Here is a 15,717-nt window from a genome sequence, read left to right as displayed (position 1 = left end):
TTAAAAGGAAGTTTTTATGGATCAGAAAAAACTATTAAAATTTATTCTAGTTGCTATGGTTTCTGGAATACTAATTGGTTGGCTTTTTCATAGTAATTTGAGTACTACTCAAGCTGAAAATATCGCTTCATATTTTAAAATTCTTACAGATGTATTCTTAAGATTAATTAAAATGATTATTGCCCCATTGGTCTTTGCAACAATTGTTTCTGGGCTAATCTCAATGGGTAAATCATCATCATTGGGCTCGATTACGCTTAAAGCCATGAGCTGGTTTATTGGTGCATCTCTCATCTCTTTGCTTTTAGGCATGGGCATGGCAAACTTATTACAACCTGGTGCAGGAATGAATCTTCCAATTCCTACAGCACCTGTTGATGTAGGTGTCAGTGCAACCAGTTTAAATATACAAGCCTTTATTACGCATATTTTTCCAAAAAGCTTCGCCGAGGCGATGGCAAATAATGAAATCTTACAGATTCTAATCTTCTCTATTTTCTTTGGTTCAGCCTTAGCCTACGTGCATCATCAACAAGATGAAGGTACGGTCATTGCGAAAATTATTGATGAATTGTGCCGTGTCATGTTCCGTATTACTGATTACGTTATGATGTTTTCTCCTATTGCTGTTTTCTCGGCAATCGCTTCTGCGATTACCTTAAAAGGGCCACAAATCATTATCGACTATAGTATTTTTATAGGCGACTTTTATGCCAGTCTTTTCATTCTTTGGGCTGTGATTATTAGCGTTGGCTATATCTTCCTGAAAAAAGATGTATTCCGTTTGCTTAAGACCATTCGTGAACCTGCGGTATTAGGTTTTGCAACAGCAAGTAGTGAATCTGCTTATCCAAAACTAATGGTAGCATTGGAAAAATTTGGTGTACCAAAGCGTATTATCAGCTTTGTCCTGCCATTAGGCTACTCATTTAACCTCGATGGTTCAATGATTTACATGTCTTTTGCAGTGCTATTTATTGCTCAAGCTTATAACATTGATTTAAGTATCTCACAACAAATATTGATGTTGCTCACACTGATGATCACTAGTAAGGGTATTGCAGGTGTTTCTCGTGCATCGTTGGTGGTGATTGCTGCAACATTAGCGATGTTTAAACTTCCAGAAGCGGGTATTTTGCTAATTCTTGCAGTAGATCACTTCTTAGACATGGGACGTACAGCAACGAATATTATTGGTAATAGTGTTGCAACGGCAGTCATTGCTAAAACTGAAAGTCATAAAGCAGAGGAAAGCGAGACAGTTTTGGTTCAAACGCTTATTCCAACTGAGCAGAAGAATTCTTTCTAAGCATTGAACTCTCCCAGTTAGATAAAAAACATCACATAAAGTGGTGTTTTTTTAGTTGAGAGCATTAAAATCAGGCTGCTGCGAAGTTCTTCATGCCAATTACAAAACGCTGGCTTACATCGACTTGTTCTAGATACTCTTTATTGTGGACGTTTGGGGGAATTTACAAAAGTTGTTCTTATTGACGATAAAGTGTGCCATTTAGAAGAAAGTGTTTTTATTACTGAGGATTTTGTTTAAATTTGACTTTGTTGCACAAATATTTAAAAGTAAAAGTACTCTTAACTTCCTCAAATTTAAGATATGAGAAGCACTGCTTTGCAAGGGGTGTGAGGTCTGCCTAGTTCAGCGAATCTATTCAACACTGCTAGACTTGCATGAATTTCATTGACCTGACTTTGAAAGCTTCTTGAACTGAGTTTATCGCCTAATAATTTGATGCAGTATTTCAGCATCAATTCCAATATGTAGCTTACACCATTGTCGACGATATTCAGGTTGATGCTTCTTACGCTTCCATTTCCTTCACCAAGAAGTTTTAAACTTGTACTGTTAATTAAGAGATGAAGCCTACCATCACTTTTTTGGTAACTAATTTCAATATTAATGTATTTTTGACGATGACTTAGAGTCGAGTACTGATATCAGGTGCAGGCTTATTCATTGGAGAATTATAGAGTTGAATAAGCCTAGTGATAGATGTGTATAACAAAGCCTTGATTAACTACAATTGAAGTTCTCGGCTTTTTCACTATCACCTTGACCACTATAACGTGCAATCAGTGGGTAAGCGCAGAGAGGACGAGTGCGATTAGGTGCCCAATCAGATGGTAACTCAGTATTGATTTGACCACTCATATTTCCAACACCTCTTGCAGCAGCAATAATACGTTCAGGTTTTTCACCATATTCAACCCATCGTACTAAACCATGAAGTGCATCAAATTGATCTGTTGCAATTCCTGCACGTGAATGATTCATGCCGGGGACACGGAAAAAACGTGCAAAATCAGTGGTTTTTGCTGAGGTGTTTGTCGCATATGTTTGTACGAGCTTGTCATACCAATTTTGAGTGTCATCTACAGAAAAAACACCATCCGCAGTTCCCTGCACAATCAGCATTTTTCCACCACGATAAAGGAGTGTATCTAAATTCAGCTCATTCGGTGGCAACATAAAGGACATTGCACTTTCTTGGTAGATTTCATTGGATGCTGATAATTTTGGATAATCGGTATCAAAATTAAAATCGAATGCAAACTGTCTAGAATTTTGAATAATGCTTAAATCAGGTGGAACCTGAAAAATAATACCGACTGCAACAGGGTCTCGTGCTGTGCCTACAGATGATTCAAATTTCCAACTTGCCCAATTGCTTCCGAGTAAACCCGGATCATAAGGTTGAGTTGCATATAGTGCTTCACCTTTAGAATTAACAGGTCCAGTAAAAATATTAGAAATAGCCTGAATTTGTTCTGTAGTTAGACAGCTTCCGTTTCTTTCATTTTGGCATACAGGCACGTGTTCGTGAATATCGAATGCAGAGCGACATGCTTCAACATCCTGAACTAATCCATCAGTGATTCCATCAAGTTGATCACAACGCGCCAAAATAGAATTAGCAACTGTTTGTCGTTCAAACATCGTAAAGGCAGTACTGAGATCATTTTCATCAGTCGCAATGGTGCGTAATTGCTGTGCGGTATAGAGCTGTGCGGCTGCTGCACGTGGTAAATGAAATCCAGGTGAGCTGGCTAAAATACCATCATACTCATTGGCTAAACGAGTAGCTGCAATCATGGCATGTCTTCCACCGTTTGATGTACCGCCAGCATATGAGCGATCAGGTCGTTTTCCATAAGCGAACTTGATTAAATCTTTTGCCATTGGTGTTAGTTTGGTAATTGCGCCATAGCCATAATCAATTCGAGCTTGAGGATCTATTCCAAATGTCGGATTTTGCTGTGCGGAGTGTCCTGCATCAGATGAAATGACCGCAAAGCCCTCATATAAGGCATTTGTTAATGGGCCACCGCTACCCACATTACCTACAGCTTGCGCAATATTACCATCCGTACCTCCATTACCTTGATAAAGAAAACGACCATTCCAGTCCACGGGTAAGCGCATTTCAAATCCAATTTGATATTGTTGCCCATCTACAGGACTTATACGCGAATACATGTGTCCTGTGACTAAGCAATGTGCTCTTATCGGTTTGTTTGCCACACTCAAACTGCCTGCATTTTGTAAAGTCGCTGTAGTAATGGTCGTGTGTTCAAAGAAGAAAGATTTTAAATCATCACAACTGCCTTTTATTGAGGCTCCAACAGCAGGAGTAAGTTGTGGAATCGTTTGTTGTGTTATAGGCGGTGTTTCATTTTCACTCCCACAACTGGCTAAAAGTAGGCTCATACCCAATATGCTACTGCTTGTGGTAAAAATGGAGCGCAATTTTTTTTGCATACATATTCCTTATGTTGGTGATTTCCGTTTACGTCAACGTTTGTGTCGAATAAAAATTGATGTGGCATAAATTAATGACTAAATTATGCAAGGTGTTTCAAAGGTCTAAATGACTGGCTTAGAATTTGTGGCTTTAAATATTTTGAATGAATTGCTGAATAAAATAAGGGTGCTATTTCCTATTGATTAGGCTGCTGCAATCAGTTTGGTTTTTTAAAGTGCTTGATCATTCGCCAAATGAATACGGTATTTATAGAACCATAAATGCAGCTGAACTTTTTGCGACCAACTTTTTATGTTGCCAAGCTTCACTTTCAATATTTAAGATTTTATTGCCTTGTTTTATAAAGCATGCTTTTACTTCGATGACCCCAATGTCACATGGTCTAAAGAAATCCATGGTGAGATTAATTGTTGCCGCTGGCTTTTGGGATGTATTCATTGTTGCTAAAAGTCCCATTGCATCATCTAACATTGCACAAATCATACCGCCCTCGACGTTACCCCTTGGATTGGTAAAGCTTTCTAAGGCTGTATATTTCACATGAATTTGAGCTAAACTTTCATCCCAATTCAAGTCGTGTCCATTTAATAAATGATGAATGGGAGGTAAGTTTTTTATATTTATCATTCTGATTTTCCCTAAAAAATAAACCCTAATCACAAAGAAATAGGGTTTATAAAAATAGTTATTTAAATTTCCATGTGTAATCAATATTAATTCTTGTTTCATTGACTGGTTTAATATTAGCGGTAGGTAGCATGTTGTTATCGTAAATGGCATAACGTGCACGTAGGCCTAAATTTTTAAGCAAGCCACTTTGAACGGTATAACCCAGATCAAAATCGAGTTCATCCTCTTTTAAGTCTGTGCCGCCTAAATTCGGTGCATAAATATTATGTCCAGTCGTGTAGCGTGTCATAAAACGAAGACCGGGTATGGTGTTTTTAAAGTCATATTCATAGCGAAAGCTATATACTTTTTCTTTTGGGTTTAAGAACTCACCCGGCCATGTGTCAATAAGTAGACCTGTTTCACCGCCTGATAAATAAGGAAATGCGGTTTCACCATGATGTTGGAATGTGCTAAAAATAAATTTATGCTGATCATGCTTTAATTCAAAATGTGCATGCAGTAAATCATTATTGACCAATCCAGCTTTGGCTTGTCCTTCATCACGACTTCGGTAGTAGCGTAGTTGTGAAGTAAGGATAGTCTGCTCATTCAGCATATATTTATGCTGTATACCAATTAAGGCTTGATTGTATAAATCCTCGACATCCAAATAAAATGAAGTGAATTTAAAAGCTTTATTCAAATCGTAATGACCACCTACGTAATAAAGTCCATCCGTTTCCGCAGGTATAAAGCGTCCATTTACCCCAGAAATTTTAATGTTTTCGTAGTTGGTCGAATCACGATGATTGACTTGATCAATATAAGCTGCCTGTAGGTCAAGCTTTTGAATATCCTTTGACTGAACGGAAATACCCCGATAAGTTTGAGGCAATAAACGTGCAGGGGAAGCCACTAAAACTGGGTTCATTGGCATGAGTGTGCCAACTTTAATTTCCGTCTGACTCATTTTAGCTTTCGCTGTTACCCCAATTTCACCATAGCTACTGGCTGGTTCATTGGTACGGGTATCACGCGGTAAATTTCCAGTGCCAGCATACTCGGCATCAGCATTTAGCTTAAATCCTGCTGTTGCTAAAATATCTAAACCAAAACCAACTTTCCCTTCGGTATAGCCAGAATTTGCTTTCAAGATAAATCCTTGAGACCAGTCTTTTGCAGCTGGATAAGCAGATTGTTCTTGATAATCTCGATCAAAATAAAAATTTCGCGTGGTTAATTCTACACTGCTGTTGTCAATAAAATGACTTGCAAATATTTGTGTAGATAAAAGCATTGATGAGGTAATCCAAATTTTGTGCATAGCATTTCTTCCTGAAACGACTTTCTTGTTCTAAAAGTAATACGACCCCCGTATTACCCGAATTTGCCTATCTTTAGACCTATTTTCCTAGTAGCTCGCGAGCCACGATTTCTTTCATAATTTCATTGGTGCCGCCATAGATTTTTTGCACACGTGCATCGACAAAAAAGCGTGAAATTGGGTATTCCTGCATATAGCCGTAGCCACCAAACAACTGGAGTAATTGATCCATAATTTCGCACTGGGTATCGGTAATAAAACATTTCAGTGCCGCGACTTCAGAGACGGTAAGTTGCTCTTGACTATATAAAGCGGCACATTGCTGCACAAAAGCTTGCGCAGCCTTTGCTTTAATTTGAGCCTGTGCAAGGACAAATCGGGTATTTTGAAATTGACTTAGTGCTTGACCAAAGGCTTTACGTTCTTGGACATAGCTTTTGGTCAGTTCAATTGCACCTAAAATGGAACCAAGCGCCATCATGGAAATACTGAGTCTCTCTCGAGGTAATTCTTGCATCAGGTAGCTAAAACCTTTGCCTGTTTCACCTAAGAGTTGGTTGATGGGAACGTGAACTTGATCAAAAAAAAGTTCGGCAGTGTCTTGGGCATGTAACCCAATTTTTTTAAGACAGCGACCTTTTTTCACACCTTCAAGTTGTGCATCGACCAATAAAATTGAAATGCCTTTGGCGCGTGCTTGAGGATCTGTTTTTGCCACCAATACAATCAGATCTGCATGATGACCATTCGATATAAATGTTTTAGAACCATCGACAAGATAATGTTCATTGTGCAAAATCGCTTGAGTTCGAATGGCTTGTAAGTCTGAGCCAGCATTGGCTTCTGTCATGGCAATCGCGCTAACGACTTCACCCGTCACCATTTTGGGGAGCCAAAAGTTTTTTTGTTGTTCTGACCCTATATTTTGAATATAAGGGGAAACCAGTTCACTTTGTCCACCGATGGCTACAGCCAGTGAAGTAAAACCTGCTTGAGCAGTTTCTTGAACCAACATCAGTGAATAGTGGACTGGTGCGCCATATCCACCATACTGTTCTGGTACATCGACACAAAGAAAACCATTTTCACCAAGTTTGTTCCAAATTTCACGCGGAATTAATCCTTGTTCTTCCCATTGCTCATAATATGGGGCAACGTATTCATTTAAAAACCGTCGAAAATTATCTCTAAACAGTTCAAATTCGCTATCTAATTGCATAGTTTTACCTATTGGGTAAAAAGTTAAAGACAAAGGGGGATCAACAACTCTATAAAATAGAGTTGTTTTTCTTGTGCTTAAGGCTAATTATTCAGGGTAGGAATTCTAATGATCAGCGAATGCTCAGTAACTTTGCTATATAAGGCATCGACGAGATTGCTACGTCTTTTTAAAATATTGCTTTGATTTAGATTACCTTTATCGGTCACTTCGCCCAGATCTAAATGTGGTGCTTCGGTCATCAAATACAACATGGCCACACGATTAGAACTGCCCGTGGCATCTTTATTAAATTCAATCAAGAATTGTTTAAACCAATGTTGGATTTTGGGGTGTTGTAAAATTTCTTCAGCTGAATGTTCTGTTAATTTCAAACCTGCATAAGCCGCGCACGCTTGTAATTTCGGGAAGATTAAAAACCAATCGCATTTAAATTAGAACCCGTAACACAAACATCATGAATGAGTTGATTGCCTTGGATCAGAACTTTATTGCGTAATGTTCCGACATTGACAAAAGTACCTGTATTTAACTTGAAATCTTCGGCAATTCTGCCATCGTACATGAGGCCTTGACTTGGGTCAGATTCATCCACCAAACGGACTGCATCACCAGTACGGTAGAAACCTTCTTCATCAAAAACTTGATTTTGTTGATTTTCAGTTAAACGCCAGTAGCCCCGCATGACATTTTGGCCACGCACACAAAATTCTAATTTGTCATGGCTGGGAACAAGTTTAATTTCACAGCCAGGTGCAGGGTAGCCAATAAAACCTGCTTTTACATGAGGCCCCGTAGAAAATGTGCAGGATGGTGCAGTCTCGGTCATCCCCAAACCACACATAATGCGAATACGTTCACCGCAATGTTCTTGGGCAATACGATCTAAACGGTTCCATCCAGCTTCTGAGAGTGCTGCACCTGCAAAAAATAAAATTTTAACTTGAGCAAAAAAGGTATTTCTTAACGCTTTATCTTTTTCTAAAGCTTCAGTCAGTTCTTCCCAACCTTTGGGCACATTTAAATATACGGTTGGAGAAATCTCTTTTAAATTTTTGATGGTTTCATCAAACTTGCCCGTAACTGGTTTACCATCATCAATATAAATAGTTCCGCCGTTGTAGAGTGCAATGCCAACATTATGGCTTCCGCCAAAAGTATGATGCCAAGATAGCCAGTCCAATAATATCGGCGGTGTATCTTCAAATTCAGGAAATGTTTGTAAAAGCATCTGTTGATTCGAACACAACATTAGATGTGTCGTCGGAACAGCTTTGGGTAGTTTTGTGGAGCCTGAAGTAAATAAGAATTTGGCAATTTGATGCTCATCTAGACATTCATAATGATCTTGAACATTATGCACTGGCGTATCAAGTAAACTTTGAAATGGTGTGCATGCCATATTGCCTAGAATTCCAGAGTTTGTAATAACTTCTACATCTGGCTTGGCACAGCTTTGAATTGCATTTGCGAAAGCTTTTCCATCATTTGCAAAAACCAATCCTGGTGTTAAAACATTGAAAACATGTTTAAGCTTGTCAAAATCTTGAGAAATTAAGGAATAAGCAGGAGAAATAGCAGAGAAGGGTACACCTGCTAGCATGGCACCCATTGACAGTAATAGATGCTCTAAATCATTCCCAGACAAAATCAGCAGCGGACGTTCGGCCGATAAATCACTGCGGTTATGTAAAGCTTGTGCAATATGCCATGCTTTTTGTACCGTATCTGAATAACTGAGTTTCGTCCATTCACCTTGAGCATTTCGTTTTGCAGCAAAGGTTCGATCGGGATGTGATTCAGCATACTGGAGTAAGCGATCCGTCAGTTTTTGCGGATAATCTTTCAATTGTTCTTTTGGAGATATATAGAGCGTTTCATTATCATAATGAAAATTAATTTCATGCCCACCAAGTTTGACTAAACGCTCTGGATAGTTTTGTGGGGCAGCATTCATTTGCGCCATTGCCTTACTCCATATCAATTTTTTTATAACTATTTTTAGTCCATTTGAATCAAGAGTCTATTTTTCTTACTCTTGATCCCTGTCTATATTTAAATTGGATAGTGTCTTGGGGTTGTTTGAATGGTAATCCAACGCAGCTCAGTAAATTCGGCAATCGATACTTTACTACCAAAGCGACCATAACCACTTTGTTTTACACCACCAAATGGCATTTGCGCTTCATCATGAACCGTTGCACCATTAATATGACAAATCCCTGATTCGATTTGTTTTGCTACTGCTAAAGCTTGAACAATATTTTGACTAAATACTGCGGAAGACAAACCAAATTCACTGTCATTGGCAAGTTGAATGGCTTCTTCATCCGTTTTAAAGCGTTGAATCGTGCATACAGGTGCAAATGATTCTTCACGATAGAGCTTCATTTCTTGAGTAATATTCACAATGATAGTCGGCTGCATCATAGCACCCTGAATATGAATTCCGAGTGGCAAATCCGCCCCTTTTGCTTGAGCATCTTCTAATAAAAGACGTAATCGATTTGCAGCTTTTTCACTTTCTAATACACCCAAAGGGTAATTCCCTTGAAGGGGATTAGCAGCCTCAATAGTTTTGGTTTTTTCAATTAATTTTTCAATAAATTGATCGGCAATTTGGTCATCAACTAAAACACGTTCCGTCGACATACAAATTTGCCCTTGGTTAAAAAAGGCGCCAAATGCAACTGCATTTACTGCATCTTCAAGATTGGCTTTATCAAGAACCAGTACTGGTGCTTTACCACCGAGTTCAAGTAATACGGGTTTTAAATATTTTGCCGCAGTCTCAGCAATAATCTTTCCGACATGCGTCGAACCTGTAAAGTTAATCCGTTTGGTAAGAGGGTGTGAAATTAAGCGCTCTACAATTTGAGGCGCATCGGCGGCAGAATGCGTGATTACATTCACAACACCTTCGCCTAATCCCGCTTCAAGTAATACTTCGCCAATGAGGCGATGCGTGGCAGGGCAGGCTTCTGACGCTTTTAATACCACAGTGTTGCCACAAGCCAAAGGCATTGCTAGTGCCCGTGTAGCCAAAATAACGGGGGCATTCCACGGAGCCATACCCACAATCACACCACACGGTACACGAATACCCATAGCCAAGTTACCTGGTACATCAGATGGAATAATACTGCCATCAATTTGTGTGGTCATGGCTGCGGCTTCTCTAAGCATATTGGCAGCAAGGTGAACATTAAACCCATACCATGTGGCAGTTGAACCTGTTTCACGCATACCAATCTGGATAAATTGTTCAGTCTTTTGATCCATCAGATCAGCAGCTTTTAATAATCTTAAGCGACGTTCAGTCGGTGACAATTTAGACCAGACATCAAATGCTCGATGTGCTGATTCAATTGCTTTATCGACATCTTTAAGCGTTGCTGCTGAAGCAACTGATGCTACCGTGCCATCAATTGGGCTAATTCGCTCAAAAGTTTGTGCTGAACTTGAATTTACAGATTGTCCGTGAATCAGTAACTGTACATTTTGCATGGGTAATGTTTCCTTACATGTCCATTAATGAGTGTGAAATTAGCCAGTACGTTTATAGCTTTGTAAACCTGGTTTAATGGTTTTTTCATCCAAGAACTGTTTTAAACCTTCTTCACGGCCACCTTCGGTATCACGGTGAATACACTGATCAAGTTTTGCGTATAAATAATCTTCATTTTGATCCCAAGTCAGTTCACGACAGCGCTTGAAGCCATTTTTAGCAGTACGCAGTACAACAGGGTTTTTCTCCAGCAGAATATTGGCCAGTTCAGTAACTTCTGCTTTTAACTGTTCGAGTGGAACACTTTTATTTACTAGACCCATTTTTTCAGCTTCTTGGCCTGTAAATGTTTTACCGGTCATAATGTAATAAAGTGCAGTACGATGGCCTACAGTGTCTGCCATAGCTTTACTCACCAAATTTCCGGGTGGAATCCCCCAGTTAATTTCAGACAGACCAAATGTGGCTTCATCAGCTGAAATGGCCAAGTCACAGGCTACTAAAGGTGAAAAACCACCGCCAAAACACCAGCCATTGACCATCGCAATGGTTGGTTTAGAGTACATACGAAGTAATTGCCACTGCCAACGACATGAGTCACGACGAATACGCTCATTGTAGATTTCAGGCTGTGAATCTACCTCACGGAAGTATTCTTTTAAGTCCATTCCCGCTGTCCAAGAATCGCCTGCACCAGTAAGTACAACAACACCGGCTTCTTGATTTAATTCTAATGTTTCTAAAACATCAATCATTTCTTTATTGAGAGTAGGACTCATTGCATTTTTCTTTTCTGGGCGGTTTAACGTCACCCAAGCAATACCAGCTTCTACTTTGACATCCACTGTTTTCCAACGATTTTCATAAGTCATTTTTGTTTCTCCATGATGACTGAGGGTTGCTACATGGGTTTTAATTTAATATCAGTTAAACTTACATTCAAGTCTTTTTTAACTTATTTTGTATTTATTTTATAAACTACTGTATTTATTCATTTTAATAAACATTATTTTATTTTTATAAAAATAATGGTTGTTTTTTATATAAGTTTAGGTGATATTTTTAACGTTATTTTTTGCAAAGAAAAATAGCTATACAGGATGTGTATTAATTAAAATTGAAGACAAGGATAATGCGAATGGAAAAAAGTGTAAGCCATTCAGGGAAAGCCACATTAACGCTTGCTCTGTGTTTTGCTATCGCAATTTTTGAGGGTTTTGACCTGCAATCAATGGGCGTAGCAGCACCGCGTATGCGAGCAGAATTTGGTTTGGATAATGCTCAAATGGCATGGGCATTTAGTGCAGCAACGTTGGGAACATTGCCCGGAGCTTTATTAGGTGGTCGTTTTGCAGATAAAATTGGACGAAAAAAAGTATTAATGTTCAGTATCTTACTTTTTGGAATTATGTCGATTTTAACTGCTTTTGCAAGTCAATATAGCGTATTGATTCTAATTCGTTTCTTAACGGGATTAGGTATGGGCGGAGCCTTACCCATGATGATTACTTTGGCTTCGGAAGCAGTCTCAGATAAATACAAAGGAACGGCTGTCAGTATTATGTACAGTGGTATTCCTTTTGGCGGTATGCTGACATCATTTGTGGCAATGGCTTTAGCTGGGGACAGTGAATGGCGTCATATTTTTTACATTGGGGGATTGGCTCCAGTATTCATGATTCCGTTATTACTGAAGTTTTTACCCGAATCGAATGCGTATTTGGTTAAAGGCTCTCAAGCGACAGTACCATTTATGCAGGTGCTTTTTGCCAAAGAACGCCGTTTTTCTACGGTACAAATTTGGATTAGTTTTTTCTGTACCTTGGTGGTTTTATATTTCTTATTAAACTGGTTACCGCTATTGATGGGTGCGCAAGGTTTATCAAAAAACGAAGCCAATTATGTGCAAATTGGTTACAACATTGGTGGAATATTTGGTTCAATACTCATGGGATTCTTGTTAGATAAGCTACGCATGAATTTTGTGATTAAGCTGATTTACGCTGGAATTTTGGTTGCATTATGTTGTCTTGCTATTTCTCCAACAGTTGCATTACTTTCACTATCAGCAATTGGTTGTGGATTATTTATTGTGGGTGGGCAATCGGCACTTTATGGCTTAGCTGCCAGATTTTATCCAACAGAAATGCGTGGGACTGGCGTAGGTGCTGCTGTTGCAGTGGGTCGTATTGGTTCCTTTGCAGGGCCATTATTGGCAGGAATGCTATTGTCTTTTGGTTCAAGCGCTGGAATGGTAATCGGGGCGAGTATTCCAATGATTTTACTTGCTGCAATAGCTGCGTTAATGCTGGTAGGTAAACCTAAGCAACAAACGCAAGTATTAAGCAGTTCCACTTAATTATTTGATTTGAAGTATGATCTAATAGGTCATACTTCATCATATTTAATCCAGAGTAGATATGCCCAACAACTTAATGAAATCAAATGAAAATCAATCACCTAAGCTCAGTTATATGATTGCTCGAGTGGATCGGATTATTAGTAAATTATTAACAGAACAACTTAAACAGCTCAATATAACTTTACCGCAGTACACTGCGTTGTCAGTACTTGCAGCTAGAGGAAGTCTGTCAAATGCTAAATTGGCAGAGCGTTCATTTATAAAACCTCAGTCAGCCAATAAAATTTTGCAAGATTTATTAAGTTTGGGCTGGATTGAAAAGCATTCTGATCCAACGCATGGTCGAAGAATCTTAATTCAGCTCACTGCAAGTGGTCAGAATAAAATTGCGGAATGTAATTTGATTGTGGAAGCTCTAGAGCAAAAAATGCTAAAAGGTGTCGATATTAATTTAGCCTTACTGATTCGAAATAATTTAGAAATTATGGTCAATAATTTGAAATAACCCAAACTGGAAACATCGTAGAGTAAGAGCTTTGTTGCACAAAGATTTAAAAGTTAACATTGCTCTAAACTATTCAAATTTAAGACATGAGAAGCACCACTTTGCAAGGGATGGCCTAGTTCAGTGAATCTATTCAACACTGCTACACGTGCATGAATTTCATTTCCCTGACTTTGAAAGCTTCTTGAATTCAATTTATCTCCTAATAGCATTAATACAATGCATCTTGTTTTCTACCAAACTTCGACGATGGTAACTAGACCTATTTTCCCCAATAGTCCTGCCTAAGTACTGCATTATTTCGAGTAATTGATTACGCTCTAAGGAGCTTGCCCTTGAGTCTTTCCATGGCTTGGCATTCTTTCTTGGTGGAATCACCGCATGTGCTTGCCGACCTGTAATCTCATGACGGTATTGCCTAGTATCATAAGCTCATTTGTATAGATTGAATCAATTTGTTCTTCTTGTGGAATCTAATCGAGCAAACACCAAGTACTTATGAATCACAGACATTGTTTGTGGTGGGGTAAACTGCCTGTATTTGCAGGGTTTCAGCATCTATACCGATGTGCAGTTTATGCCATTGTCAGCGATATTCAGGCTGATGCCTCTTACGTTTCCATTCTCGTTCGCCTAGAAATTTTAAACTTTGCGAAGCAGTGCTTCTCATGTCTACAAGTAGATGTAATCCACCACTATTTTTTTGATAGTTTATCGAAATATCAATATGCTTCTGTCTTTTACATATGATTGAGGACGAATATCACTGATATTCGGGGCAGTCCAATCTAATCCAGATAATTTAATCAGGCTTTGAAAAACCCCAGTGACCATACGTAAAGATAATCGAAATAAGGATCTGATCATTAGGCAGCATTGAATCGCTGTATCTGAATAGGTTTGTGCAACAAAGCCGTTTGAGGATGCCTCATTTGTTACAGGGAAAATTATGCCATTGATGGTTGATATGTCACACAATAATAGAATAGTAACGGAGATATTGTTTTTGGTGGATTTAAATCATATTCCTTAATTCCCGCTCGGTTTCTAAGAGTAAAGGCATAATTTATTGAACCAAATATTCTTTCGTTTTTTTACTAATAGGGGAAACAATATTCAATGCCACGACAACATTACCTTTTGGCCCGTATATCGGTACAGCAAGTGCATGAACACCTAATTCATGTTCTTGACTGGAATAACACCAATCTTGTTCTTTAATTTCCTTAAGAATTTTTAGCAAGGTATTGTTGTCTGTGCAGCTAAATTCAGTTAACCGTTGTAATGGATATTTTTCTAACCATTTTTTTGCTCTTCTAGATCTAGATAGGCGAGTAAAGTTTTACCTGCTGATGTTGCATGTGCAGGTAAATGGTTTCTTAAATGTAGTCCATATGGGTTACAAGATCTGTTTGCTGGTGTACGGCTAATGGGATTCTGGTTTAATACTGGCAGGCATTTTTTGATGATTAATCACTCTATTAAATCATTGCTCTAATTTCATAAGCTGTATTTTGAAGTAAAGGTAAAATACTCTGAATGAGGTATTCCTCTGTAACACGGTTAACTTGTGACATACAGTTCAAAGCTGCAATGGTTTTACCTTGACGGTTCAATACTGGTACAGCAATTGCAATAACCCCAAGTTCGTGTTCTTCTTTTGATAAGCAATAATTTTGCTGAGCCACTTGATTAAGCACTTGATAAAATGCCGATTCATCTTGGAGCGTAAAAGGCGTTAGACGTTTTAAACCATATTTACTGAACCAATTTTTTTGTTCTTCTTGATTTAACGTTGCAAGTAAAACTTTACCCGTAGATGTTGCATGAGCAGGCAAACGATTGCCTAAATGCATACCATCAGGACTGGCACGCATATTATCTTGCTGGGGTAAAAAACTTCGTGCAATAGGCACAATTTCATCATCATCTAAAACGACAATTGAAAAAGTCAGCGTGGTTTGCATACACAAAATATTTAAAATAGGCTGGGCAACTTTGGGTAAATGTGCAGAACTTAAATAAGAACTCGAAAAGCGTAGAACTTTATGGGTTAACCAAAAAGAATGTTCGTCCGTTTCCAAATAACCTAAAAACTTTAAAGTTTGTAAGTAACGTCTTGCCGCGGTACGGCTGATTCCTGTACGTTCAGCAATTTGAGTTGCATTAAGCTTTTGCCGATCAATACCAAAGGCCTCTAACAAAGCTAAGCCTTTGGCAAGCCCAGAAATATAATCATCATTTGTGATTGTTTCACCTGAAGTCTTATTTTCAATTAAATCATAGCGCATGAAGCATCCTTGCTGATAAAGCATCAATTTATGATGTTTTGTCCGGTATACGGTCAATATCACCGCAATACGGTGAATATTCACGTTTTACTATAGCTGAAATTTTATAAAAAATTT

The 15,717-nt window shown here is 38.5% G+C and carries 10 protein-coding genes and 4 pseudogenes; 3 read left to right on the top strand and 11 right to left on the bottom strand.

Annotated features, from left to right (window positions below):
* Positions 1-16 precede the first annotated feature (16 nt).
* Complete coding sequence (locus tag BLV99_RS02250) at positions 17-1,309, top strand: dicarboxylate/amino acid:cation symporter (protein ID WP_086183576.1); 1,293 nt, start codon at positions 17-19, stop codon at positions 1,307-1,309.
* Positions 1,310-1,605: 296 nt separating this feature from the next.
* Here the strand turns inward: BLV99_RS02250 and BLV99_RS02245 are convergent.
* The 8 genes and pseudogenes from BLV99_RS02245 to BLV99_RS02210 form a co-directional block, all read right to left on the bottom strand.
* Positions 1,606-1,947: pseudogene (locus BLV99_RS02245) on the bottom strand (transposase); the annotation flags it as partial.
* A gap of 82 nt (positions 1,948-2,029) precedes the next feature.
* Positions 2,030-3,775: a tannase/feruloyl esterase family alpha/beta hydrolase gene (locus tag BLV99_RS02240; protein WP_092687297.1), complete on the bottom strand. Its 1,746-nt coding sequence runs from the start codon at positions 3,773-3,775 to the stop codon at positions 2,030-2,032.
* A 250-nt stretch (positions 3,776-4,025) separates the two neighbouring features.
* Complete coding sequence (locus tag BLV99_RS02235; protein ID WP_092687559.1) at positions 4,026-4,406, bottom strand: PaaI family thioesterase; 381 nt, start codon at positions 4,404-4,406, stop codon at positions 4,026-4,028.
* 58 nt (positions 4,407-4,464) lie between these two features.
* Positions 4,465-5,715 (bottom strand): OprD family porin, encoded by a 1,251-nt coding sequence (locus BLV99_RS02230; protein WP_092687294.1) that lies wholly within the window; start codon positions 5,713-5,715, stop codon positions 4,465-4,467.
* 79 nt (positions 5,716-5,794) lie between these two features.
* Positions 5,795-6,934, bottom strand: a complete 1,140-nt coding sequence (locus BLV99_RS02225; protein ID WP_092687291.1) for an acyl-CoA dehydrogenase family protein — start codon at positions 6,932-6,934, stop codon at positions 5,795-5,797.
* Positions 6,935-7,017: 83 nt separating this feature from the next.
* Positions 7,018-8,900, bottom strand: a pseudogene (locus BLV99_RS02220) (feruloyl-CoA synthase).
* Between the two features lie 89 nt (positions 8,901-8,989).
* Positions 8,990-10,441, bottom strand: a complete 1,452-nt coding sequence (locus BLV99_RS02215; RefSeq protein WP_092687288.1) for an aldehyde dehydrogenase — start codon at positions 10,439-10,441, stop codon at positions 8,990-8,992.
* A gap of 39 nt (positions 10,442-10,480) precedes the next feature.
* Positions 10,481-11,314, bottom strand: coding sequence for a p-hydroxycinnamoyl CoA hydratase/lyase (locus BLV99_RS02210; RefSeq protein ID WP_092687285.1), 834 nt, complete (start codon positions 11,312-11,314; stop codon positions 10,481-10,483).
* 266 nt (positions 11,315-11,580) lie between these two features.
* On the opposite strand from BLV99_RS02210, the gene mhpT reads away from it, so the two are divergent.
* Positions 11,581-12,801, top strand: a complete 1,221-nt coding sequence (gene mhpT / locus BLV99_RS02205; protein WP_092687282.1) for a 3-(3-hydroxy-phenyl)propionate transporter MhpT — start codon at positions 11,581-11,583, stop codon at positions 12,799-12,801.
* 61 nt (positions 12,802-12,862) lie between these two features.
* Complete coding sequence (locus tag BLV99_RS02200) at positions 12,863-13,309, top strand: MarR family winged helix-turn-helix transcriptional regulator (RefSeq protein ID WP_086183568.1); 447 nt, start codon at positions 12,863-12,865, stop codon at positions 13,307-13,309.
* Between the two features lie 53 nt (positions 13,310-13,362).
* Here BLV99_RS02200 and BLV99_RS02195 read toward each other — a convergent pair.
* The 3 genes and pseudogenes from BLV99_RS02195 to BLV99_RS02185 form a co-directional block, all read right to left on the bottom strand.
* Positions 13,363-14,212, bottom strand: a pseudogene (locus BLV99_RS02195) (IS5 family transposase); the annotation flags it as partial.
* Between the two features lie 163 nt (positions 14,213-14,375).
* Positions 14,376-14,736, bottom strand: a pseudogene (locus BLV99_RS02190) (IclR family transcriptional regulator domain-containing protein); the annotation flags it as partial.
* Between the two features lie 54 nt (positions 14,737-14,790).
* Positions 14,791-15,600: an IclR family transcriptional regulator domain-containing protein gene (locus tag BLV99_RS02185; RefSeq protein ID WP_092687279.1), complete on the bottom strand. Its 810-nt coding sequence runs from the start codon at positions 15,598-15,600 to the stop codon at positions 14,791-14,793.
* Positions 15,601-15,717: the final 117 nt, after the last annotated feature.

This window comes from Acinetobacter kyonggiensis (assembly GCF_900107285.1).
Lineage (GTDB): Bacteria > Pseudomonadota > Gammaproteobacteria > Pseudomonadales > Moraxellaceae > Acinetobacter > Acinetobacter kyonggiensis.
This window is presented reverse-complemented; position numbering and strand designations above follow the sequence as displayed.

Coding starts and splice junctions, on each gene's coding strand:
- BLV99_RS02250 (WP_086183576.1), top strand. CDS start 17: ATGGATCAGAAAAAACTATTAAAATTTATTCTAGTTGCTATGGTTTCT.
- BLV99_RS02240 (WP_092687297.1), bottom strand. CDS start 3,775: ATGCAAAAAAAATTGCGCTCCATTTTTACCACAAGCAGTAGCATATTG.
- BLV99_RS02235 (WP_092687559.1), bottom strand. CDS start 4,406: ATGATAAATATAAAAAACTTACCTCCCATTCATCATTTATTAAATGGA.
- BLV99_RS02230 (WP_092687294.1), bottom strand. CDS start 5,715: ATGCACAAAATTTGGATTACCTCATCAATGCTTTTATCTACACAAATA.
- BLV99_RS02225 (WP_092687291.1), bottom strand. CDS start 6,934: ATGCAATTAGATAGCGAATTTGAACTGTTTAGAGATAATTTTCGACGG.
- BLV99_RS02215 (WP_092687288.1), bottom strand. CDS start 10,441: ATGCAAAATGTACAGTTACTGATTCACGGACAATCTGTAAATTCAAGT.
- BLV99_RS02210 (WP_092687285.1), bottom strand. CDS start 11,314: ATGACTTATGAAAATCGTTGGAAAACAGTGGATGTCAAAGTAGAAGCT.
- mhpT (WP_092687282.1), top strand. CDS start 11,581: ATGGAAAAAAGTGTAAGCCATTCAGGGAAAGCCACATTAACGCTTGCT.
- BLV99_RS02200 (WP_086183568.1), top strand. CDS start 12,863: ATGCCCAACAACTTAATGAAATCAAATGAAAATCAATCACCTAAGCTC.
- BLV99_RS02185 (WP_092687279.1), bottom strand. CDS start 15,600: ATGCGCTATGATTTAATTGAAAATAAGACTTCAGGTGAAACAATCACA.